This window comes from Pseudomonas sp. ASL4 (assembly GCF_056680395.1).
In genome coordinates, this window is the sequence record NZ_CM155280.1 from 20613 (window position 1) to 44248 (window position 23636).

The 23636-nt window shown below is 58.6% G+C and carries 21 protein-coding genes; 7 read left to right on the forward strand and 14 right to left on the reverse strand.

Features of this window, described 5'->3' with window-relative positions:
- The first annotated feature begins 186 nt into the window (after positions 1 to 186).
- The 5 genes from ureE (at position 187) to AC1MEW_RS00115 (ending at position 3929) form a co-directional block, all read left to right on the forward strand.
- A complete protein-coding gene (gene ureE / locus AC1MEW_RS00095) occupies positions 187 to 687 on the forward strand; it encodes an urease accessory protein UreE (RefSeq protein WP_054044075.1) in 501 nt (166 codons plus the stop codon).
- The gene (locus AC1MEW_RS00100) at positions 684 to 1358 is read left to right on the forward strand and encodes an urease accessory protein UreF (RefSeq protein WP_201200181.1); all 675 of its coding nucleotides are present in this window, start codon (positions 684 to 686) and stop codon (positions 1356 to 1358) included. Before ureE ends, AC1MEW_RS00100 begins: the two co-directional genes overlap by 4 nt.
- A 37-nt stretch (positions 1359 to 1395) precedes the next feature.
- Positions 1396 to 2010: an urease accessory protein UreG gene (ureG, locus tag AC1MEW_RS00105; protein WP_480425103.1), complete on the forward strand. Its 615-nt coding sequence runs from the start codon at positions 1396 to 1398 to the stop codon at positions 2008 to 2010.
- 35 nt (positions 2011 to 2045) lie between these two features.
- Positions 2046 to 2618 carry a HupE/UreJ family protein gene (locus tag AC1MEW_RS00110; RefSeq protein WP_322270413.1) on the forward strand — a complete coding sequence of 191 codons (573 nt, stop codon included), beginning with the start codon at positions 2046 to 2048 and terminating at the stop codon, positions 2616 to 2618.
- Positions 2619 to 2792: 174 nt separating this feature from the next.
- The gene (locus AC1MEW_RS00115; protein WP_480425105.1) at positions 2793 to 3929 is read left to right on the forward strand and encodes an AGE family epimerase/isomerase; all 1137 of its coding nucleotides are present in this window, start codon (positions 2793 to 2795) and stop codon (positions 3927 to 3929) included.
- A 145-nt stretch (positions 3930 to 4074) separates the two neighbouring features.
- Here AC1MEW_RS00115 and AC1MEW_RS00120 read toward each other — a convergent pair whose 3' ends face one another.
- The 13 genes from AC1MEW_RS00120 to amaB form a co-directional block, all read right to left on the reverse strand.
- Positions 4075 to 4980, reverse strand: coding sequence for a cation diffusion facilitator family transporter (locus AC1MEW_RS00120; RefSeq protein WP_201200175.1), 906 nt, complete (start codon positions 4978 to 4980; stop codon positions 4075 to 4077).
- Between the two features lie 204 nt (positions 4981 to 5184).
- Positions 5185 to 5955: an SDR family oxidoreductase gene (locus AC1MEW_RS00125; RefSeq protein ID WP_201205114.1), complete on the reverse strand. Its 771-nt coding sequence runs from the start codon at positions 5953 to 5955 to the stop codon at positions 5185 to 5187.
- Between the two features lie 104 nt (positions 5956 to 6059).
- On the reverse strand, positions 6060 to 7304 hold the full coding sequence (locus tag AC1MEW_RS00130; RefSeq protein ID WP_480425107.1) for a YjbE family putative metal transport protein: 1245 nt from the start codon (positions 7302 to 7304) through the stop codon (positions 6060 to 6062).
- A gap of 38 nt (positions 7305 to 7342) precedes the next feature.
- Positions 7343 to 8587 (reverse strand): NRAMP family divalent metal transporter, encoded by a 1245-nt coding sequence (locus AC1MEW_RS00135; protein WP_322270411.1) that lies wholly within the window; start codon positions 8585 to 8587, stop codon positions 7343 to 7345.
- A gap of 8 nt (positions 8588 to 8595) precedes the next feature.
- Positions 8596 to 9477 (reverse strand): protease modulator HflC, encoded by an 882-nt coding sequence (hflC, locus tag AC1MEW_RS00140; protein ID WP_201255685.1) that lies wholly within the window; start codon positions 9475 to 9477, stop codon positions 8596 to 8598.
- Entirely contained in the window at positions 9474 to 10520 is a 1047-nt protein-coding gene (gene hflK, locus AC1MEW_RS00145; RefSeq protein ID WP_201255686.1) for an FtsH protease activity modulator HflK, read from the reverse strand. The genes hflC and hflK overlap by 4 nt, the downstream gene beginning before the upstream one ends.
- 865 nt (positions 10521 to 11385) lie before the next feature.
- Positions 11386 to 12102 carry an ABC transporter ATP-binding protein gene (locus tag AC1MEW_RS00150; protein WP_201200173.1) on the reverse strand — a complete coding sequence of 239 codons (717 nt, stop codon included), beginning with the start codon at positions 12100 to 12102 and terminating at the stop codon, positions 11386 to 11388.
- Positions 12099 to 12971: an ABC transporter ATP-binding protein gene (locus tag AC1MEW_RS00155; protein WP_201189466.1), complete on the reverse strand. Its 873-nt coding sequence runs from the start codon at positions 12969 to 12971 to the stop codon at positions 12099 to 12101. Before AC1MEW_RS00155 ends, AC1MEW_RS00150 begins: the two co-directional genes overlap by 4 nt.
- Positions 12968 to 14251, reverse strand: coding sequence for a high-affinity branched-chain amino acid ABC transporter permease LivM (gene livM, locus AC1MEW_RS00160; protein ID WP_201200171.1), 1284 nt, complete (start codon positions 14249 to 14251; stop codon positions 12968 to 12970). Before livM ends, AC1MEW_RS00155 begins: the two co-directional genes overlap by 4 nt.
- Before the next feature lie 3 nt (positions 14252 to 14254).
- A complete protein-coding gene (locus tag AC1MEW_RS00165; protein ID WP_201189469.1) occupies positions 14255 to 15169 on the reverse strand; it encodes an ABC transporter permease subunit in 915 nt (304 codons plus the stop codon).
- A 268-nt stretch (positions 15170 to 15437) separates the two neighbouring features.
- On the reverse strand, positions 15438 to 16571 hold the full coding sequence (locus AC1MEW_RS00170; RefSeq protein WP_201200169.1) for a branched-chain amino acid ABC transporter substrate-binding protein: 1134 nt from the start codon (positions 16569 to 16571) through the stop codon (positions 15438 to 15440).
- A 364-nt stretch (positions 16572 to 16935) separates the two neighbouring features.
- On the reverse strand, positions 16936 to 18219 hold the full coding sequence (gene amaA / locus AC1MEW_RS00175) for an L-pipecolate oxidase (protein ID WP_322270409.1): 1284 nt from the start codon (positions 18217 to 18219) through the stop codon (positions 16936 to 16938).
- Between the two features lie 156 nt (positions 18220 to 18375).
- Entirely contained in the window at positions 18376 to 19866 is a 1491-nt protein-coding gene (gene amaB / locus AC1MEW_RS00180) for an L-piperidine-6-carboxylate dehydrogenase (RefSeq protein ID WP_201200166.1), read from the reverse strand.
- 185 nt (positions 19867 to 20051) lie between these two features.
- Here amaB and AC1MEW_RS00185 point away from each other — a divergent pair, with 185 nt between their 5' ends.
- Positions 20052 to 20963: a LysR family transcriptional regulator gene (locus AC1MEW_RS00185; RefSeq protein ID WP_201255687.1), complete on the forward strand. Its 912-nt coding sequence runs from the start codon at positions 20052 to 20054 to the stop codon at positions 20961 to 20963.
- A 96-nt stretch (positions 20964 to 21059) separates the two neighbouring features.
- On the opposite strand, the gene AC1MEW_RS00190 is transcribed toward AC1MEW_RS00185, so the two are convergent.
- On the reverse strand, positions 21060 to 21869 hold the full coding sequence (locus tag AC1MEW_RS00190) for a helix-turn-helix domain-containing protein (protein ID WP_201255688.1): 810 nt from the start codon (positions 21867 to 21869) through the stop codon (positions 21060 to 21062).
- A 176-nt stretch (positions 21870 to 22045) separates the two neighbouring features.
- Here AC1MEW_RS00190 and AC1MEW_RS00195 point away from each other — a divergent pair, with 176 nt between their 5' ends.
- Positions 22046 to 23506, forward strand: coding sequence for an alanine/glycine:cation symporter family protein (locus tag AC1MEW_RS00195; protein WP_201255689.1), 1461 nt, complete (start codon positions 22046 to 22048; stop codon positions 23504 to 23506).
- Positions 23507 to 23636 lie beyond the last annotated feature (130 nt).

Sequence of the window (23636 nt, forward strand, 5' to 3'; positions counted from 1 at the left end):
CACCGCCTTCGCGAGCAAGCCCGCTCCCACATTGGTGCATGAAAAATCTTACATGCACCAACATGACTCAAAAGTCTGCAACATCTTGCAACAACCACTAAGCTCCGACAGGGTTTTCCTACGTCTTGTCCGATTGGCAAGCCCCTTGCTCTAGCCTGAGTATTGTCCTCTGCTGGAAGCTTTCCGATGCTGGTGATTCATCGCAGAATCGACCCTCAACCCGTCTGGGCCGCCGAGTTGCACCTGACCTTCGAAGCCCGGAGCAAAAGCCGTTTGCGCTGTTTCAGTGCCGAGCAGGAAGATGTCGGGTTGTTTTTAGAGCGCGGCCAGCCGCCGCTGTATGACGGCGAATGCCTACAGGCTGAAGACGGGCGAATCGTGCGCGTCTGCGCTCGTCCCGAACAATTGCTGCACGTCACCTGCGCCAATGCCTTCGAACTGACCCGCGCGGCCTATCACTTGGGCAACCGCCACGTTGCCCTGCAAGTCGGCGATGGCTGGCTGCGTTTGCTCGACGATTACGTACTCAAGGCCATGCTCGAACAGCTGGATGCCAAGGTCGAAAACATCGAAGCCCCATTCCAGCCGGAACACGGCGCTTACGGTGGCGGCCATCACCACTCGCGGCACGGCGACGAAGATTTCAACTACCCACCGAAACTGCACCAGTTCGGCGTGCGTTTATGAACCCAGCCTGGGCGCTGCTGCGCCTGGCCAGTCCGCAGTTGCCGATTGGCGGCTACAGCTATTCCCAAGGCCTGGAAATGGCGGTGGATAACGGCCGGGTGAATGATGCTGATAGCGCGCGACGCTGGATCAGTGATCAGTTGCTGCTGAACCTCGCGCGTTTCGAAGCGCCGTTGTTGCTCGCCCATTGCGTGGCCGCCGCCGACGAAAACTGGGCCGAACTGTTGCAACGCTGCGAAGAACATCGCGCCAGCCGGGAAACCCGCGAACTGCATCAGGAAAGTCGGCAGATGGGCTATTCGTTGCAGCAACTGCTCAACGGTTTACCGGAACTCGATGCGCCAGCCCGGGCTTTTCTCGAGCAACGTCCCGAGCCGCACTTGGCTCTCGGCTGGGCATTGGCCGCCCGCGCTTGGGGGATCACGCCGCAGGATGCCTTGGCCGCCTGGCTCTGGAGCTGGCTGGAAAACCAATTGGCGGTGTTGATGAAAACCCTGCCCATGGGCCAGCAGGCCGCGCAACGCCTGACCAGTCAATTGCTGCCGTTGCTACAAGAGGCGCAGCTACACGCTACCCGAATCAATCCCGAACACTATGGCAGCGCCGCTTTCGGCCTGTCCCTGGCGTGCATGGCCCATGAGCGCCAGTACAGCCGTCTGTTCCGTTCCTAGGGCCTTTTATTTTGGGCCTTTTATTTGGAGAAGCAGCATGAACACACAACCTCTGCGCGTCGGCATCGGCGGCCCGGTCGGTTCCGGTAAAACCGCCCTGACCCTGGCCCTGTGCCTGGCGCTACGTGATCGCTACAACCTGGCGGTCGTGACTAACGACATCTACACCCGCGAAGACGCTGACTTTCTGGTGCGCAACGAAGCCCTGGCACCGGAACGCATCATCGGCGTCGAAACCGGCGGCTGCCCGCACACGGCGATCCGCGAAGACGCCTCGATCAACCTCGAAGCAGTCGATCAACTGAACCGGCGCTTTCCGGGGCTGGACCTGATTATTGTCGAGTCCGGTGGCGACAACCTGTCGGCGACCTTCAGCCCGGAGCTGTCCGACTTGACCATCTATGTAATCGACGTTTCCGCTGGCGACAAGTTGCCGCGCAAGGGCGGGCCGGGGATTTGCAAATCCGATTTGCTGGTGATCAACAAGGTCGATCTCGCGCCGCTGGTGGGCGCCTCGCTGGAGTTGATGGACAGCGACACCAAACGCATGCGCAACGGCAAGCCGTTCGTCTTCAGCAACCAGAAGATCGGCCTGGGCCTGGAAGAAATCATCGCCTTCATCGAACGCCAGGGCCTGCTGACCGCAGCCTGATCACGCTCAATTTTTATCAACAAGGAAGCTTATCCATGACACTGAAACGCATCCTGGGCACCCTGGCCCTGCTGCTGACCCCGGCCATCGCCTTCGCCCACCCAGGTCATGGTGATAACGGTTTGATCGCGGGCATCAGCCACCCGATAAGCGGCATCGATCACCTGCTGGCGATGGTCGCGGTGGGTTTGTGGGCGGCGCAGCAGAAAGGCGCGGCGCGCTGGGCGCTGCCATGCACGTTCGTCGGCACTATGCTGATCGGCGGCTTGCTCGGTTTTGAAGGGCTGAACCTGCCGGCATTGGAAAGCGGGATTGCGGCGTCGGTGTTGGCGCTGGGCCTGGCGGTGGCGTTGGCGGTGCGTCCGCCGTTGGCGGTTGCGGTCGGTGCGACGGCGTTGTTTGCGCTGTTTCATGGCGTGGCACATGGTCTGGAACTGCCGGACATGTCGAGCCCTTGGGCGTATGCCGCCGGGTTTGTAGCGGCGACGGCGGCGTTGCATGCGGCCGGTTATGCGATGGTTCGCGTGTTGCCTCAGGCGGCGGCGCCGTTGGTTCGGGTGGTCGGGGCGGCTTCGGCAGCGACCGGAGTTTGGTTGTTGGCGGGCTGAATTCATTATTGCCAGTTCTGGCCTCATCGCGAGCAAGCTCGCTCCCACATTGGAATGCGTTCCCCTGTGGGAGCGAGCTTGCTCGCGATGGCGGCCTGACAGACACCGGCTCTCTAGGGCCGGCCTCTCTGCTAACATGTCGCGCAATCGCCCCTGCCGTGACGACGCCAGCCAATGCCGCATGCTTCCCGCTCTGCCTCCCAGCCTGAATTGACCGCCCTGTTCGCCTCGGTGCAACAGCATTTCCAGGACGTCATCGTGCCGCTCTGGCAAGGCCCCGGCTGGAACACCGACATGGCGTTGCCCTATGAGGCGCTGGACGCTGAGCATCAACCGCTGCCACCGCAGCGCTATCGCGCCATGGCCTGCGCCCGTCAGCTGTATCTTTTTTCGAGCCTGATCGGCCAGGTGCCGGAGGCCGAAGTCCGGGCGGCGGCGCTGTTCCGTTCCTTGCAGCAGCATTTTCACGATGCCGAGCACGGCGGCTGGTTCTACAGCATCGACCCGCAAGGCGCGCCGTTGGATCAGCGCAAAGACCTCTACACCCACGCGTTCATCCTGTTCGCCTGCGCCCATTACTGGGACAAGGTTCGCGAACCACTGGTGGAATCGGTGCTCAACGCGGCACTGGAAGTCGTGGCCCAACGCTTCGCCACGGACGATGGTCTGTACGAAGCGTGCCTGGACCGTGACTGGTCTTCGCTCAAGACCGGACCGCTGCAGAACCCGCTGATGCATTTGGCCGAAGCGTTTCTCGCAACCCTGTCAGTGCGTGAAGACATCGCCGTGCAGCACCGCTTGCTAGCGCTGTGTACCGGGATGCAGAAGAAATTCGTCGTCCCGCAGGAAGGCGTTTTGATGGAAAAACCTCTGGGGGCTGTGGATAACTGGTTCGAACCGGGCCATCAGTTCGAGTGGTACTTCCTGCTGGAGTCTTCTTCGTTGCTGCGAGACAGCAAACTGCATCGCTCCCTGAGCCGGGCGTTCAGCTACACCGAGCAGTTGGGCGTGGTCGAACACAATGGCGCCGTTCGAGCCATGCTCGATCTGGAGAGCGACCCCCGTCGTCCTCGCGACAGCACTCAACGCATCTGGGCGCAGGCCGAATACCTGCGCGCCCTGACCTTGCGGCCGGACAGCGAAGCGGCGGTGCTGCGCCAATTGCAGGCGTTGCAGCAGCGTTTCCTGCATGCGGGGGGTTGGTATGAGTGTCGTGATGAGGAGGGTGAAGTCAGCCGCAAGGACATGCCGTCGACCACGCCGTATCACTTGGCGACCTGTTATCGCGGACTAGTTGATTACCTGAGCTGACTTGTGGCGAGGGAGCTTGCTCCCGCTGGGCTGCGCAGCAGACCCTCATTTTTTCGGGCACATCGCAGGCGGCTGCTGCGCACCCGAACGGGAGCAAGCTCCTTCGCCACAGGTAAATACCCCCTCCCCATAGATCACCGATCCATCACGCAATCCACTTCCGATCCCCGGTAAAACTGATCGTCAGCCAGCGCGCCGCATCCGCCTTGCCCAACTTCGCGGAAATCTCCTCGCGCAATACATCCAGTTGCCCAACGTTCTCCAGTCGGTAATCCGCCGGCAACACCACATGAATCTCGATAAACCGCGCCCGTCCGTGCTTTTGCACGTAGGAGATGTAGTCGTCGAAACCATGCTCGACCTTGGCCGCGTCCATCACCTGGCGCACTTTGTCGTCCAGTTGATCCGGGGCAATGCCCAGTACATCACGTAGCGCCGGGCGCAGGATCTTGAACGCCGGCGCCAACATGCTCAGCGCCAGCAGAATCAGAATCAGCGGGTCGACGTAGACCGCCCACTGCCCATAACCCTGGGACTTGAGCAACAGCGCCGTCAGGAAACTCACCAACAAACCCACCGACAGCATCGCGTCCACCAGCCAACTGATGTTGTCGAACTGGATCAGCGTTGATTTGAGCTTTCGGTTGCGATGACGAACGTAGAAGAAATACGCGAACTCGACGACGGTAAACACCGCCGCGTAGATGATCACCAGCCCGAGCTCAATCTCGCGGCCGCCATTGATGATGCCGAACACGCCGTTGAGAAAGGCATAGATCGCGATCAGAAACAGGAAACTGCCTTCGATCAGCAACACCATCGGCTCCAGGTGCCAGAAGCCGAACTGGAAGCGGTGATTACTTTCTTTGGCGATCAACTTGGCGGTGATCAGCATCAGGACCTTGATGAAGGTCGCGATCAACGAGAAAAAACCATCGAACAGGATGGATTGGGCACCTGAAACAAAACCGGTAACGATCCCGGCGATCGCCACGGCGAACATCAGAATGGTCGATTGTTTGAGCAGCGACTGCTCACCTCGGTTACTCACGTAGCCTCCTCTAAAAACCTTGAAAACCGCAGGGTGCGGTGGGGTTGTTGGATGAGGAGTCTACCTTATGTGCTGTTTTGCCAGTTCGGGCCCCTTCGCGAGCAAGCCCGCGCCCACAGGGGAAATGTGTTGTGTCCAAGATTGCAGACACACCATAAATCCAATGTGGGAGCGGGCTTGCTCGCGAAAAACGATGACTCGGTCTTACGCCTTGCCACCATTACGCTCAATCGAAAAACCCGCCCAGGTCTGGCTCACCGGCATCAGCTCCAGGCTGTTGATGTTGATGTGCGCCGGCGCATTCAGCACCCAGAAAATAGTGTCGGCGATGTCTTGCGGCTGAATCGGCTCGGCACCGGCGTAGGTGGCGTTGTAGCGTTCCTGGTCACCGGCAAAGCGCACCAGCGAGAACTCGCTCTCGCACAGGCCCGGCTCGATATTGCTGACCCGTACACCCGTGCCTTGCAGATCGCAACGCAGGTTCAGGGAGAACTGTTTGACGAACGCCTTGCTCGCGCCATACACGTGGCTGCCCGGGTACGGGTAGTTGCCGGCGATGGAGCCGAGGTTGACGATACCGGCGCCGCGACCGTGAGCGATCAGGCGTGGCAGCAGCAGGCGAGTGCTGTACATCAGGCCCTTGATGTTGGTATCGACCATGGTGTCCCAGTCGTCCAGATCACACTTGGGCGCCGGGTCCACGCCCAGTGCCAGGCCGGCGTTATTGATCAACCCGCGCAACTTGGCGAATGACGGCGGCAAGTTGGCAATCGCCTCCTCCATGGCCTTGCGATCACGCACGTCGAGCACCAGGCCATGGACCTCGGTCTGCTTCGACAACTCGGCGCACAGGGCGTCGAGGCGCTCTTCACGACGACCGGTCAGCACCAGTTTCCAGCCAGCCTCGGCAAAACGACGGGCGCAGGCTTCGCCAAAACCGGAGGTCGCGCCGGTGATAAACAGGGTGTTGGACATCGTGTTCTCCTTGCTTCGGCTGATCGGCAGCCATTGGAATAGAAAATCAGCAGCCAGCATGCCCGGCCCGGAGCACAGCGGCAACCCGCTGTTGCTGAGCGACCTTACAGACCACGCGTACAGGCGATCTGCGCAAAGCTGCCACCACTGAGCGTGACTACCGTGGGGCTGGTCTTTTCGATTTCGCTCGGCGGCGTCAGGTGCAATTGTTTGACGGCAACCCCGGCGTCCTGCCAAAGGATTTTCTTGTAGCTGACGTACCCCGAGGCCTCGCCGCCGCCGGTCACAATGCGAATCGAGCTACCGCCGGGCCGGTAGTAAACGGTGGTACTCGCCCCGGTGCAAACGTAGGCAAAATCCTTTTGCGCAGTTGGCAGCAAAGTCCCGGCCATCCCCTCCACCACGCTGTACAACACACCCCCGACCAGAAAAATAGCCGCCAGCCCGGCCACTACCGTCACCCACCCGGTATACGCTCCAAAGCGTGATGACGGGCGAGGCGCCGGGCTACTCGGCTCGGCGGCAATCACCTCAATCGCCGGTTCTGGCGCTGCGATGATCTTCTTTTGCGGCGCTATCACAGCAGCGCTGTTCAGCGATGGTGGCTGGGCATTGATCACCTCGACATTCATCACCACCCGCCGAATGACCTTGGGCCTCGGCAAGCGGGCACGCTGACGCCGGATAATCCGTGCCTGAAGCACCACGAACGCGGCACACAGCAGCGGCACCACTTGATTGAGCGCAGGCGACTGAGTGTTGATCCAGCCGACAACGATCGGATCGCCCACCGCGATATCACCCGCCACATACCCCAGCAACGCCGCACCAATCACCACCAGCATCGGCTGACGCTGCAATAACCGGGCGATCTGCACGCTGCCGAACATCAACAACGGCACACTCAACAGCAACCCCAACAGCAGATAGAAAACGCTGCCCTGAGCCACCGCCGCCAACCCGACCACGTTGTCCATGCTCATGATCAAGTCGGCTGTGAGCACGGTGAGCACCGCACCGCCCAAAGTCGACAGCGCTCCAGTTGGCGGCTCGCCCTCCTCCGTCGCCTCTTCCTCGATCAGCAACCGAATCGCGATCACCAGCAACAGCACGGCACCGATCAACTTCAGCCCCGGCACCAGCAGCAACCAGCCCGCCAGCGTCGTCAGCAGCACCCGCAGGATAATCGCGCCGCTGGTGCCGATCATGACCGCGCGCTTGAGCTGATCCGGCGGCAAGCCGCGACACGCCATGGCGATCACCAGCGCATTGTCCCCGGACAGGATCAGGTCCAGCAGGAACACTTCAAAAATCATACTCAGCGCATGCAGCGCACCGTCAAATAACATCGCGTGGTTTCCCGACAAGAACCTTCGTCATCACAACTTCATCCCAGCGAACCGCAGAGCCCGGCATACAACCCGAGTACCGACGTCAGCGTGAAAATAACCGCGACCACCCGTGCATAACGCCCACGCAAGCGATGCTCCGCCGGCAGAACGCCGCGCGCGAGCAAGAACAACAACAGCAAAATCAGCGGGATCAACAAGGCATTGAGCACCCCGACGGCAATCGACAAGCGGATCAGGTTCACCCCGGACGCCACCAGCACCGCCCCGGCGATCAGCAACAGCGCAAACGGGCCGTAGAACCAGGGCGCATCCAGCGGGTGTTGCTCCAGCGAATGGCGCACGCCCAAGGCTTCACCCACCGCCCACACCGCACTCAGACACACCACGATGGTTGCCACCAGCGCACCACCGGCCAAGCCGATGGCAAACACCAACTGACCCCAGGTCGGGCCGATCAACGCGCCAAAGGCCTGGCCGATCTGGGCGATGCTGTCCAGCCCTGCGGTGTGCCCGCCAAGGGTAGCGGCAGCGGCGATCACGATGGCCGCCGTCAGTACCTGACAGAACACCGCCCCCACCAGCGTATCAATGCGCGCTATGGGCAGATGCGTAGCATCCAGGCCTTTGTCGATCAGTGCCGATTGCTGATAGAACACCGTCCACGGCATCACGCTGGTGCCCAGGTTGGCGGCCACCAGATACAGATAATCCGGTTTGTTGAGCGGCATGCGGGTGATGTCATGCAGTAGCTGTGGAATGTCGGGTTGTGACTTGATCGCCATGACCACGAAGGCCAGGCCGAACATGCCCACCGCCAGGGTCACCCGCTCGACCGAGCGGTACGAACCGGTCAGCACCATGCCGAGGATGAACACCACCAGGGTCAGCAAGATCACCCAGCCGGGAATCCCGAACAGACTGCCGGCGCCGACCAGGCCACTCATTTGCGTCAACAGCGAACCGAAACAGCTGAGCAACAACACCACCGCCGTGACCGCCGCCAGCGCCCGGCCGAAGCGCTGACGCACCAATTCCACATAGCCCTTGCCGGTGCACAACCCCAGCCGGACCGTCAGTTCCTGAGCCATGAACATCAACGGCACCAACAGAAACTGCAACAACAGCAAACGGTAGCCCCACTGCGCACCGCTTTGTGCGGCCGTAATCACGCTGCCGGCCTCGGTGTCCGCCATCATCACCACCAGCCCCGGGCCCATGGTGGCGAGCAGTCGGGCCAGCCGCTGTCGGAATGCCGGGGGATCAGCGGACAGGTCACTCATGGTTCGGGCTACCGCCCGCCGGTGGTTACCGGCCCGCTTTGGAACTGCTTGAGAAATTGCGCGTCAGGCGTCAACACCAGCATCGGCTGACTCTCGGCCAACGCCTGGCGATACGTCTGCAACGAGCGGTACAGTTTGTAAAACTCCGGGTCCTTGTTGAAGGCCGCCGAGAGGATCTGGTTCGCTGCCGCATCCGCTTCACCGTGGGTGATCGCCGACTGACGCTGGACCTCGGAGAGCAACACCGTGCGATCGCGATCAGCCTTGGCCTGAATCTGCTGGGCCCACTCAAACCCTTGTGCGCGCAGTTCCTTGGCTTCGCGTTGGCGCTCGGATTTCATCCGGTCATAAATGGCCTGACTGGCCTCCAGCGGCAGATCGGCGCGGTGCAAGCGCACCTCCGTCACCTCGATACCCAATGACAGGGCCTTGTCGGCGACGTCTTTCTCGATGATCGCGACTTCTTGCCGACGCGCCGGCGATAACAACGAGCGCAGCGGAATCTCGCCCAGCTCTCGACGCAGCGAGGAACTGACCATTTGCGTCAGCTGCGCGTTGGCCTGCTCCAGCGTTCCCACGGCCTGATAGAAACGCAGCGGGTCGCTGATGCGGAAACGGCTATAGGTCTCGACCTCGATCCGCTTCTGATCGCCCAGAATGACTTGTTCGGCCGGGGACGCCAGGGTCTGTAAACGGCGGTCGTAGAACACAATCGAATCGCTGAACGGCACCTTGAACTTCAAGCCCGGCTCACCGGCCACGCCCATGGGTGCGCCGAAGCGGATAATCAGCGCCTGCTGCGATTCATCCACCACATACGCCGAAGCCCCCAGCGCCCAGAGCCCGAGCACTGCACTGACCATCGTCAGTCGTTTGATCAGCCGATTCATGGGCGGACCTCCTTGGCGGCTGATTTGCCCGCATCGTTCAACGGCAGGTAAGGCACCACACCGGACATGCCCTTGCCGGAGGAATCGATAATGACCTTGGAGGCTTTTTTCAGGACTTCATCCATGCTTTCCATGTACAGGCGCCAGGCGGTGACGTCTTTGGATTGCACGTAGCTGTTGTAGACCGAAAGAAAGCGCTTGGCCTCGCCCTCGGCCAGGTTCCCGACCTGAGCCTGGTAAGCCTCGGCTTCCTGGGTGATGCGCGAAGCGTCACCGCGGGCACGGGGGATGATGTCATTGGCGTAGGCTTCGGCTTCGTTACGGGAACGTTCCTGGTCGGCGCGCGCCCGTTGCACGTCGTTGAAGGCATCGATCACCTGCGGTGGCGGATCGACCCGTTGCAGTTGTACTTGTGTGATCAGAATCCCGGCCTGCTCGCGGTCGAGTAATTGCTGCAACAGGTCCCGGGTTTCATCGGCAATTTGCGCGCGTTTATCAGACATCACCGCCTGAATCGGCGTGCGTCCGATGACTTCGCGCAAGGCACTTTCGGCCGCAAGTTTTACCGAGCGCTCAGGATCGCTGATCTTGAACAGGTACAAACGCGCGTCTTTTATCCGCCAGAACACCGTGCAGTCGGCCTCGACGATGTTTTCATCGCCGGTCAGCATTTGTTTGTCGCGAGCGCCATTGCTGGCCGAGCCTTGGGTGCTGCTGCCGCTGCCCAGTTGCAACTGGTTGACCTGAGTAATCTTTGGCAGCAGTACGGTTTCGACGGGAAACGGCAGGTGATAGTGCAAACCGGACTCGGCGGTCTGCTGCCAGCGGCCGAAGCGCAGGACGATGCCCTGCTCGTCGGGCTGGACCTTATAGATACCCGAACTGATCCAGGCCAGTAAAATCAGCCCACCGATCAGGGCCAGGCCTCGTCCTCCGAGGTCCATCACGGCCATGTCGTAACCGATCCGTTGACGCCACCGGCGCATCGGGCTGCCGGGTTCTACGGGAACATCTTCTGGAACAAAAGCGGGACTATCGGTCATGCAGTTGCTCCAGGTCTTCCACTGACAAAGACCCCACCGGCTGTGGGGCGATGCGCGCAGAGTATCCGAACGTAAAATCGGCAAAATGAAGATTTATTCATCTTATCTGTACAAAAAACACTCACCTGCCGCCAGCCCTTGCCAGGCCTCGCTTGTAGCCATGTGCGCGCACGTTATCCACAGGCCGGTCCACAGTCTTTGGGGGCAAGTGCAAAACAGCGCGAGCCGCTGTGCACAAGGCTTTGCGAGCAGGTCAGAAAGTTTTTTGCTTGACCCTCAAGAGCCCACCGTGTAGCCCATGGCATTTTGCACGATCCACCGGGTAATCCGACGATGGCGCCAAGCCAGTAACGACGGCCCTCAGCCGAGTCTTTCCAGAGTTTAACCACAGACTTATCCACAGGCCGGCGCACGGTGAATCCGGCCGTTTTTGCTGACAACAAAAAGGTTGACAACGCCGACTCATGGTCCGGCAAAAACGACTGATCAAAAAACAACCACAACTCTGCAAGCCACGGTTTCAAAGGCGCTCAGCCAGCTACTCCCACGTTATTCACAGCCAGCTCCACAGCAAACGGGGACAAGTCAAAACCGTGACAAAACAACTATTTGCAGCGGCTTTATGTCGCGGTTTGAGAGCTTGTGAATATTGTTTTCCACAATTTCCAGAAAGCACACAGAAACACCTGTTGGAGATACCTGTGGGAGTGAGCCTGCTCGCGATAGCGGTAGGTCAGTCAAAGTTGCAGTGACTGATCCGCCGCTATCGCGAACAGGCTCACTCCCACATTAATTAGTGGTGTTTTGGGGATGTAAAAAAGCCCCGGCGATTGCTCGTCGAGGCTGTGGATAGTTCAGCAGCGAATCAATGCCCGCCGAGATAGGCGTTACGCACCTCCTCGTTCACCAGCAGCTCCTTGCCGGTGCCTGTGAGGCGGATCTCGCCGTTGACCATCACGTACGCTCGGTCAGACAGCTTGAGCGCGTGGTTGGCGTTCTGCTCGACCAGGAAGATAGTCATCCCGGTCTTCGCCAGTTCCCGCAGGGTCGAGAAGATCTGTTTCACCACAATCGGCGCCAGCCCCAGGCTCGGCTCATCGAGCAATAACAACTTGGGTCGGCTCATCAATGCCCGGGCGATGGCGAGCATTTGCTGCTCGCCGCCGGACATGGTCATGGCCCGCTGGGTACGCCGCTCTTCGAGCCGTGGAAACAGCTCGAACATGCGCTGCATGTCTTCTTTGGCGTACTTGTCGCCAATCGGGATGGTGCCCATCAGCAGGTTTTCCTCGACGGTCATGTCAGGGAACACCCGTCGGCCTTCCGGCGACTGCGCAATGCCGTGGGACGCGATGTAGTGGGACGACTTGTGGGTAATGTCCACACCCTGATAGATGATCTGCCCGTCAGCCGCCCGGGGCTGGCCGAAGATCGACATCAGCAGGGTCGACTTGCCGGCACCGTTGGAGCCAATCAGGCTGACGGTTTCGCCTTCGTTGATGTACAGCGAGACTTTCTTCAGGGCCTGGATCGGCCCGTAGAACACGTCCAGCTCCTTGAGTTCGAGGATCGGTTGACTCATACCAACTCCTCTTCATCGGCGCCCAGGTAGGCCGCAATCACTTTCGGATCGTTGCGAATCGCATCAGGTCCGCCCTCGGCGATGACGATGCCGTGGTCCAGAACCACGATGTGGTCGGAAATACTCATAACCATGCCCATGTCGTGTTCGATCAGCACCACGGTCAGATCGTGCTCGTCGCGCAGCAGCCGGATCATCGCGCTCAGCGCTTCGGTTTCCTGAGGGTTGAGGCCGGCGGCCGGTTCGTCGAGGCAGATGATCTGCGGCCGCGTGCACATGGCCCGGGCGATTTCCAGACGACGTTGCTGCCCGTAGGACAGTTCGCCGGCCAGACGGTTGGCGCAGTCCACCAGGTCCACCACTTCCAGCCAGTAGAAGGCGTGGTCCAGCGCATCGCTTTCGGCCTTGCGGTAACCCTTGGTGTTGAGGATGCCGGCCAACATGTTGCGGTTGACCCACATGTGCTGGGCCACCAGCAGGTTTTCCAGCACCGACATTTCCTTGAACAGGCGAATGTTCTGGAACGTGCGGGCCAGGCCGGCACGGTTCACCAGGTGGGTGCCGCCGAACATTTTGTAGTACAGCCGGCTAAGGAAGGATTTCGGCGAGACGAAATCGACCGGCTTGAACGACTCACCCAACAGTTTGATGACGTTAGTCTGCTCGCCACGCACATTGAGTTCGATCTTGCCGCCCGAGGCCTTGTAGAACCCGGTCAGGCAGTTGAACACCGTGGTCTTGCCGGCACCGTTGGGGCCGATCAGGGCGAAGATCGAGTTGCGTTTGACCTTCAGGCTGACATCGCTCAGCGCCTTGATGCCGCCGAAGTGCATCATCAGCTTCTCGACCGAGAGTACGACTTCGCTCATGGCGCTACTCCTTTACGCGGGGTCACACCGGTACGGCTGATCCGAATCAGGCCGCGTGGTCGCCAGATCATCATCAACACCATCAACACGCCGAACAACAGCACGCGGTATTCCGCGAAGCCACGCAGCAGTTCAGGGGCGACGGTCAGCACGAACGCCGCAATCACCACGCCGATAGTCGAGCCCATGCCGCCAAGTACCACGATGGCGAGAATCAAGGCCGATTCGAAGAAGGTGAACGAGGTCGGGTTCACGAAGCCTTGATAGGTGGCAAAGAACACACCCGCCAAACCGGCCGTCGATGCACCGATGGTGAACGCAGAGAGCTTGACCAGTACATGGTTCAGGCCCATGGAGCGGCAAGCGATTTCGTCTTCACGCAGTGCTTCCCAAGCACGACCGACTGGCATGCGGGTCAGGCGATGCTTGATATACAGCACGGCCAGCACGACCAGGAACAACACCGCATAGATGAAGTAGTACTTCACGTCCGGGTTGTAGGCGATGCCGAAGAACTCATGGAACGGTATTCCGCCTTCCTTCGCTCTTTTGCCGAATTCGAGGCCAAAGAAGGTTGGCAACGGAGCCGCCATGCCATTCGGGCCGCCAGTCAGGGACAGCCAGTTGTTGAGGATCAGCCGGATGATTTCACCGAAACCCAACGTCACGATCGCCAGGTAGTCGCCGTGCAGACGCAGCACCGGGAAACCGAGGATGCAACCGGCAAGCCCCGCCGTGATTGCCGCCAGCGGCAGCACCGTCCAGAAACCCAGCCCCAAGTATTGATAACCGAGCGCCAGGCCGTAGGCACCGATGGCATAGAACGCCACATAACCGAGGTCGAGCAGGCCAGCCAGGCCGACCACAATGTTCAACCCCAGGCCCAGCAGCACGTAGATCAACCCAAGGATGACTACGCCCAGCAAGTACGAGTTGGAGAAGAACGGGAATACCACGGCAATGACGATCACCAGCGGCACAACCCAGCGCAAACGGGATTTGTAATCGGGCGGCAGTACATGAACCCCGGAGCCGGTGGTTTCAAAGCCTTCGAGGATTTTCAGGCCCCGGGGCGATTGCAGGAACAGGCTCAAGGCAAAGCGGCCAGCCATGACGATGGCGACCAGCCACGCCACACGGGTCGGCTGCAGGTTGAAGCTGTAGCCTTCAAGGACTACACCGACAATCGGGCCGAACACAATCAGGGCAACGAGGCCGGCAAGAATCGCGTCAACCAGGCTTCTTTTGACATCAATGGTTTTTTTAGTGGTTGAAGACATCGCTTACACCTTCGACACAAGAGGACGGCCGAGCAGGCCTTGAGGCCGAAAGACCAATACGAGAACCAGCAGCGAGAAGCTGAAAACGTCCTTGTAGTCCGAATTCACCAGGCCCGAGAACAACGACTCGGAAATCCCGAGGATGATCCCGCCGAGCATCGCGCCAGGCAGTGAGCCGATCCCGCCGAGTACCGCTGCGGTGAACGCTTTGATGCCGATGACGAAACCTGCGTAGAAGTCGAACGTGCCGTAGTTCATGGTGATCAGCACACCGGCCAGGGCCGCCATCGCTGCACCGATGATGAACACGTAGGAAATCACCCGGTCGGTGTTGATCCCCAGGATCGAGGCCATTTTGCGGTCTTGCTGGGTAGCGCGGCACATGCGGCCGAGCTTGGTGTACTTGATGACGTAGGTCAGCAGGCCCATACCGGCAAACGCTGCGACCAGAATGAAGATTTTGGTGTAGGTGAGCTGGACGAAGCCAGTGCCTATGTCGACGCGCCATGCACCGGTCAGCAGTGTCGGAACACCCTGTTGGCGAGCGCCCTGGGCGATCTGTGCATAGTTTTGCAGGATCAGCGAAATACCGATGGCGCTGATCAGCGGTGCCAGTCGTGTGGAGTTGCGCAGCGGTTTGTAGGCGACACGCTCGATGACCCAGCCATACACCGCCGTGACGACGATGGTGAAGATCAGTGTGCCGAGCATCAGCAGAGGGAAGGATTCAATACCGAAGTAAGCCAGCAGAGCCAGACTGATTGCCGCGAGGTAAGCGGAAATCATGTAAACCTCGCCGTGGGCGAAGTTGATCATGCCGATGATGCCATAGACCATTGTGTAGCCGATGGCGATCAGGCCATAGACAGACCCGAGAGTCATGCCATTGACCAGTTGCTGCAGGAAAATACCATCCATAACGCAATCTCACGCATTTGAGAGACTGCACAGAAGCGGTTTGCAACGGACCGGGGTTCAGCCGCCAGTGCAACACGGTTACGTGCAGCTCTACGAGAAAAGACAGACGGGCCTTCTGGCGGATACCAGTCAGCTAACTAACGGTGAACACAATTTTTGTGGCGAGGGAGCTTGCTCCCGCTGGGTCGCGTAGCATCCCCAACAACAGGACTGCTGCGCAGTCCAACGGGAGCAAGCTCCCTCGCCACAGACCGGTCACACGTTCATATCACTTCTGTTTTTCAAGCTGGTGGTATTTGCCGTCCTTGTCCCACTGGTAAACCACGTAGTCGGAGACTTTCAGGTCGCCCTTGGCGTCCCAGGTCTTCTCACCCATCACGGTTTTGACCGGGTGTGCTTTCAGCCATTTGGCAGCGTCTTCGCCCTTGTTGGACTTGGCGCCGTTGAAAGCAGCCGCCAGGGTCTGGACCGAAGCGTAGGCGTACAGGGTGTAGCCTTCTGGCTCAGTGCCGGCCTTGCGGAACTGCTCAACCACAGTCTTGCTGTCTGGCAGCAGGCGCGGGTCGGCGCCGAAGGTCATCAGCACGCCGTCGACGTATTGCGGGCCGCCAGCGGTGGTCACCAATTCGTCGGTCACGATGCCGTCATCGGACATGAATTTCACGTCCTTGAGGCCTTCGGTACGCAGTTGTTTAACCAGTGGACCAGCCTCTGGGTGCAGACCGCCGAAGTAGACGACGTCGGCGCCAGCAGCGCGGATTTTGGTGACCAGGGCGCTGAAGTCTTTTTCGCCACGGGTCAGACCTTCGTAGATCACCGGGGTCACGCCGCGCTTGATCAACTGAGCCTTGGTGGCATCTGCCAGGCCTTGGCCGTAGGTGTCTTTATCGTGGATGACCGCGACTTTCTTGCCTTTGAGCACGTCGACGATGTAGTCGCCGGCCACGATGCCTTGCTGGTCGTCACGCCCGCACATACGGAACATGGCGCTCAGGCCGCGTTCGGTAACTTGTGGGTTGGTGGAACCTGGAGTGATCGCGATGATGCCCGCTTCGTCGTAGATCTCGGAAGCCGGGATGGTGGATGAGGAGCAGAAGTGACCGACTACACCGGCAACCTTCTGGTTGGTCAGGTCCTTGGCGACCGTCACAGCCTGCTTCGGTTCGCAGGCGTCATCGCCCTTGACCAGTACGATTTTTTCCCCGTTGACGCCGCCCGATGCGTTGATAGCGTCGGCCGCTGCCTGCGCACCCTTCATGTATTGCAAGCCAAATGCCGCGTTGGCGCCAGTCATTGGACCTGCCACACCGATTTTCACATCAGCTTGTGCAAACGCAGAAATACCCAAAGCAGTTGCCACTGCGAGGGCCAGAAAGCCTTTCTTGTAAAACGTCTGGGACATGAGGTGGTGCTCCAAGGTTTTTTTTTAGTTGGCACTGCGACTTCTCTGAATGCTCAGAGCAAGGGCCGTGCCATCGGTTTTTTATTCTGAAAAAAGTCGCTGCTTTATTGTTATTTCGACTGTTTCGATCCCATTTTCATTGGGCGTGCAACCGTCTAAACCGCGGGAGGTGAAACCTTTTCTTTTTGAAGGCGCAACCCGCATGCGCCATCATTGCAACCGCGGCGTTAAACGACGTGCAACCAGCCTGTAACAACGTGCGTCACCGAAGTGCACACTGCTGGTGCGCAACTGCTACAACTCGCACCATTACAGGCTAGTCGCTGCGCGAAAAAGCGCCGCTTCCAGCAACAAAAATCAACAATCAAATGACGATCCGCAAGCACTGGCCTGCGTGATACAGCGAAAAACCGGCCTCATACAGGCAACTGCGCAGGCCAACACCCGCCAGCGGCTGCATCGGAGCGAACGGAATCGGTAGCGCCTGAGGATTTCCGTTACACAAATAGTCGGCAAAAGCTTTGCCTACGACTGTGCCAGTGGTGACGCCGCGGCCGTTGTAACCGGTGACTGCCACTATTCCGGGCGCCGGTTCGAACAGGCGCATCAGATGATCGGGGGTAAAAGCGATGCAACCGGTCCAGGTGCACTCCCACTCAACCGGTTTAAGGTACGGGAAGTAATGCTGCTGAACCCGATCGGCCCAGGCCTTCAAGAACCAGGTCGGTTTCTGATTGCCGTTGCCGAGACTGCCGAGCAACAGGCGCCCGTCCTTGTCCCGACGAATACTGCTCAATACTTGTCGAGTGTCCCAGGAGCCTTGGCCGCCGGGCAGAATTTGTTGCGCTGCGTCTTCGGTTAGCGGCACCGAGGCCACTTGGTAGTAATAACCGGGGAAGAAGTTACGCCGCAGTTCTGTCCAGTCGCCTTCGGTGTAGGCGTTGGACGCGATCACCACCTGCTCGGCGAGTACCGAGCCTTGGGCCGTTTGCACCGACCAGCGTTGGCCCTGACGTTCAAGTCTTGTAACAGGCGAATGATCGAACAACTGACCACCGAGAGCGATGGCCGCTTTGGCCAGACCGGTGGTGTAGGCCATCGGATTGAGAGTGCCAGCACGCCGATCCAGCAACGCGGCGGCGATTTTCTTGGTGCCAGTCGCTTGTTCACAGGCTTGGCCGGTCAACAGTTCAACTGGCGCCCCGCGACGTTTCCATTGTTCTTCACGACTGCGCAAGTCGGCTTCGCCACGGGCGTTGTGCGCCATGTGCAGCGTGCCTTCGCGGCGCAGTTGGCAATCGATGTTGTACTTATCCACAAGGCTGAACACCAGGGACGGTGCCGCACCGAGCATGCGGTTGAGCTGACTGCCCACCGCTTCGCCGAACCCGGCTTCGATCTCGTCCGGCGGGATCCACATCCCGGCGTTGACCAGCCCGACATTGCGTCCGGACCCGCCATGACCGGCGCGATGGGCTTCCAGCACGCAGACACTTTTACCCTGTTCCAACAAATGCACTGCCGCCGACAACCCGGTAAAACCGGCGCCGATGACACAGACATCGACCTTCACTTCACCCTTGAGCGCCGTATTGTCGGGCCTTTGTGGCGTCAGTTTTTCCCACAGACACTCTTCGCGTAACGGCATTGCCAGACTCCAATCAGAAACCTAACCAACACACCATTCAATTGTGGGAGCGGGCTTGCTCGCGAATGCGGTATCACATCCAACACTTTTGCTGAATGACACACCGCTTTCGCGAGCAAGCCCGCTCCCACACGGGATCACTGCTCGATTCGAGACTTAGTCGAACGTAATACCCTGAGCCAACGGCAACTCCAGCGAATAGTTCACGGTGTTGGTCTGGCGGCGCATGTAGCCGCGCCATGCATCGGAGCCCGACTCACGACCACCGCCCGTTTCCTTCTCGCCACCAAACGCGCCGCCGATTTCTGCACCGCTCGGGCCGATGTTGACGTTGGCGATGCCGCAGTCGCTGCCCACGGCCGACATGAATTGCTCGGCTTCACGCACGTCGGTGGTGAAGATGCACGAGGACAGGCCTTGTGGCACGGCGTTGTTCAGGCGCAGGGCTTCGGCGAAATCTTTGTAGCCAACCACGTAGAGGATCGGCGCGAAGGTTTCGTTGCAGACCACGTCGCTCTGCTCCGGCATTTCCACGATGGCCGGGGCCACGTAGTAAGCATTCGGGAATTTGTCTTCCAACTGACGCTTGCCGCCAAACACCCGGCCGCCTTCGCTCAGAGCTTGCTCCAGCGCGTCTTGCATGTTCTCAAAGCTGTGCTTGTCGATCAGCGGACCGATCAGATTGCCTTCCAGCGGGTTACCGATGCGAACCTTGGAGTACGCCGCTTTCAGGCGAGTGACGATTTCTTCTTTCACCGATTCGTGTGCAATCAGACGACGCAGCGTGGTGCAACGCTGGCCGGCAGTGCCGACGGCGCTGAACAGGATTGCGCGAACGGCCATGTCCAGGTCGGCGCTTGGGCCGAGGATCATCGCGTTGTTGCCGCCCAGTTCCAGAATGCTGCGAGCAAAGCGTGCGGCGATTTTCGGCGCCACTTCGCGGCCCATGCGGGTGCTGCCGGTAGCGCTGATCAGCGCGACACGCGGGTCATCGACCAGTGCTTCGCCGGCGTCGCGGCCACCGATGATCACTTGGCTCAGGTGCGGAGGTGCGTCGCTAAAATTTTTCAGTACGCGGTCGAACAGTGCCTGGCAAGCCAGTGCGGTCAGCGGGGTTTTCTCCGACGGTTTCCAGATCACCGGGTTACCGCAAACCAGCGCCAGTGCGGTGTTCCAGGCCCAGACCGCGACCGGGAAGTTGAACGCACTGATCACGCCGACAACGCCCAGCGGGTGCCAGGTTTCGCGCATGTGGTGGCCAGGACGCTCGGAAGCGATGGTCAAACCGTACAGTTGACGGGACAGACCGACAGCGAAGTCGCAGATGTCGATCATTTCCTGAACTTCGCCCAGGCCTTCCTGGGTGATCTTGCCGGCTTCCCAGGAAACCAGCTCACCGAGATCAGCCTTGTATTCACGCAGGATGTCGCCCAATTGGCGTACCAATTCGCCACGGCGCGGCGCCGGAACCTTGCGCCACAGCTCGAACGCATGATCTGCGCGACTGATGTGCTGCTCGACTTCGGCAGCACCTTCCCAGTTCACCGCGGCAATCTGGCTGCCATCAATCGGCGAATGCACCGGCACTTTGCCGTTCTGGTACAGGGCCGGGTTCACACCTAGACGATCAAGCAATGCGGCAACCATGGGTTACTCCTCAAGCAGAAAACAGAAATCGTGCAGCCGGAAAATCACGACTGATCAGGCCTGTAGTTGTAGCTCCCCCGAGACGAGCCAACAAACGACCATTAAGCGAGATATCATTCCGTTTATTCATGCTTCGCAGTTGTCGGTAAAAGAAAAGCATAGAGCAACAAGAAAAAGGACCACCCATGCTGAATAAACGCTACCTGCCGTCGATCACTGCACTGCAGTGTTTCGAGGCCGTGACCCGGCATTTGAGCTTCACCCGGGCCGCCGAAGAGCTGAACCTGACCCAGAGCGCCGTCAGCAAACAGGTCGCGCAACTCGAAGAGTTGCTGCAGCACCTGCTGTTCCGCCGGGTGCGCCGACGCCTGCAAATGACCCCGGCCGGGGATTTGTACCTGGTGGAGGTAAGAAAAATCCTCACTCAGGTCGAAATGTCGACCCATTACCTGCGCTCCTACGGCGGTGATACTGAAGTCCTGCGCGTCTCGACGCCGCCAACCTTTGGCGCACGCTGGCTGGTGCCACGCCTGAAAGGCTGGCGCCTGCGCCACCCCTCGATTCACCTCGATTTGTGCAGCGAGCAGGAAGCCGACGATTTGCTTCAAGGTCGCAGCGACCTGGCGTTCTACTTCGGCCAAGGCTCACGCCCCGGCACTGAAAGCCTGAAGCTGTTCGGCGAAGAGTTGGTGCCAGTCTGCGCACCGGGCAGCCTGCCGGACACGCCGTTCACCGACCCGACGCAACTCACCGACCTGGTCCTGCTGCAAAACGCCTCCCGGCCCCAGGCCTGGCACGATTGGTTCGACAGTCAGGGCTATCACACCGAGCACAGCTATCACGGCCCGCGCTTCGAAACCTTTTATATGTGCATCCGCGCAGCGCAAGTCGGCTGTGGCGTGGCGCTATTGCCGCGGTTTCTGGTGGAAGAGGAATTGGCCGACGGCAAACTGGTCATTCCCTGGCAGCATGCGATGCCCAGCTCCGACGCCTACTACCTGGCCTACCCGGAACATTCGGCAGAAGTGCCCAAGGTGCGGGATTTTGTGAAGTGGATGTTGGAGCAGATTGATAGTCCGGATGCGCCACAACATTGAGTCCGCGCGCCATCCCTGTGGTGAGGGGGCTCGTCCCCGTTGGGTCGCGCAGCGGCCCTAAAACCTGCAACAGCAGTTGCGTGACTCACTTTCAAATCAAGCGATAACAAAAAGACCATCGACGACTTGGGTTTGAGCAAGACGCCCACGCAGGTCATCGTCGATTGTCGGATCATCCATGCTGTATAGCCGCACTCTGCGATACGCATCAACTTGATCAATTTCCCGCCCTAGATACTCCCAAACAACCCTCGAACACGCAGGAGTGCGATGGTCAGCCGCCGAAACGCCCATCTTCAATCCATTGAGTCGGGTAATGCAGCTTTTGAAGCTCGGGATAAGAATGGTCTGACTGATCTCATTGGACGTCAGCGATTCATAATCGATGAGAAACAAGCGATCCTGAAGGTAGTAGGCAATCCCGACATATCGATACCGCTCAAACGCCCCACCCCCACCCGCTAACTGTAAGCGTTCATTACGCTCATATACGAAATGCTCTCCCTCCTCGTGCAAATGAACCAAGGAGCAAAGAATCGAACCGGGCTCCGTCATTGCGTGGTAGTACTCGTAGTAGTAACCCGTGTGGGCTTCTAGCTGCAACGATGACTGTTGACGAAGATGATCAAGCATCCGTTGCGGCGCAGCCACCTCTCTGGGAGAACTGATATGCCTCGCTTTGACGCCTATGAGAGTGCCGAATTGATCTGGCGGCAAATGAATCTCGGCTTCTTCAACTCCGAAAAAATCACAGATCCGCTTCAGATTAAAAGGTGTAGGAAAGCTGTTTCCTCCAAGGTATTTATTAAATTGACCACGATTAATGCGAAGTTTCCTACAGACTTCTGCGATGGATCGGTAGTGACTACAAAGCAGTTTTAAGTTAGCCGGAAGAAAATCACGCATACAGACTCACACAAAAATTACAGGAGACTCAAACATAGCAGCAACTCGCATCACTTTTAAGCAACTTGCGTAATTGCGCCCAACGATAGATGACCGGATATTACGACACCTGAACGGCTTCAGGACTTACCGCATCACCCACTCGCCAGCACTCTTAAAATAGCAAGGAGCTTTGAATGCTTGACGCCATTAACGACTTCCTCTCCGGAAAGGTTTTGATACCTTTGGTTCTCGGACTCGGGAGTTATTTCACCATCCGGTCAAAATTTGTTCAGTTTCGATACTTCGCCCATATGGTCTCGGTATTACATTGCAGTTGGCATACGGGCAATCACCACTTGAGTTCATTCCAGGCGTTAACGCTCAGCCTTGCGGGTCGCGTCGGAACCGGGAATATCGTAGGCGTTGGCATTGCGGTGAGCATGGGCGGCCCCGGTGCGGTGTTCTGGATGTGGATGACCGCTCTGCTGGGTATGTCGAGCAGCTTCTTCGAGTGCGCACTGGGTCAACTCTATAAGCGCTGTGATGGAAATGGCCTGTATCGAGGGGGACCTTCATGGTACATCCAGCATGGTCTTGGTAAGCGCTGGCTTGGAATGATTGCCGCTCTCCTGCTTCTGGTCACCTTTGGCTTTGCTATAAACGGCCTGGAATCCCATGCCGTATCACACTCGCTAAATGATGCATTTGCTCTGTCAACCACTTGGTCCGGGCTCGCATTATCGTTGATGCTGGGAATGGTATTTATTGGCGGTATAAAGCGGATAGCGGCGGTCTCGGATCTTTTGGTTCCGCTTAAGGTTCTCGCTTACATTGGCGTGACGTCCTACGTAATCGTGCTGCAGTTTGACCAGGTTCCGGCCATATTAATGACGATTGTCAAAAGTGCGTTTGGACTGGATCAGGCCTTTGGCGGGCTCGTCGGCAGCGCAATCATAATGGGCGTACGGCGTGGAGTATTCTCCAATGAAGCAGGATTGGGCAGCGCGCCCAATGTTGCATCGGTGGCGAAGATCGAGCACCCGGTTGCACAAGGTGTGGTGCAGGCATTCAGCGTCTTTATTGACACCTTCATCATCTGTACATGCACCGCGTTACTCATACTGCTTTCAGGTTTCTACACACCCGGTTTCGAGGGCGATGGTATAGCTTTGGCACAACACTCGCTGGCGGCAGTGGTGGGTGAATGGGGAAGGATGTTCATCAGTATCGTATTGGCCTTGTTTGTCTTCACCGCGATGCTCTACAACTATTACCTAGGTGAAAACAGTTTACGATTCATATTTGGCGAACCTCGAAAAACATTATTCGCCTACCGTGTATTCGTATTAGGGCTGGTGTTCTGGGGTTCTGTCGAAGATTTATCCACGGTACTCGCATTTGCCGATATCACCATGACATTGCTGGCCTTGGTCAACCTAATCGCTATGGCCCTGCTGTTCAAAGTCGGTATGCGCATCTTGCGTGACTACGACGAACAACGTCGTGCAGGTATCAAAACTCCTGTTTTCGACTCAAGTAAATTCCGAGATCTGGATCTCGATTTTATGGCCTGGCCAGCGAGAACGAATAGCCCTGATGTATTGACGCATCCTGAAAACCTTCCTGGCAACGCGCCAAGCCCTAAGCCCATATGAAATAGCAAGACTGCTGAGCCGAAGTAATTTCATACCGGCTCAGCAGCACAGCAATACCACGATTGTTTTCCACAAATAAAAAATAAATAGCGCTACGGTTCTATCATGGCTCAAATACTCTTAAGGAATT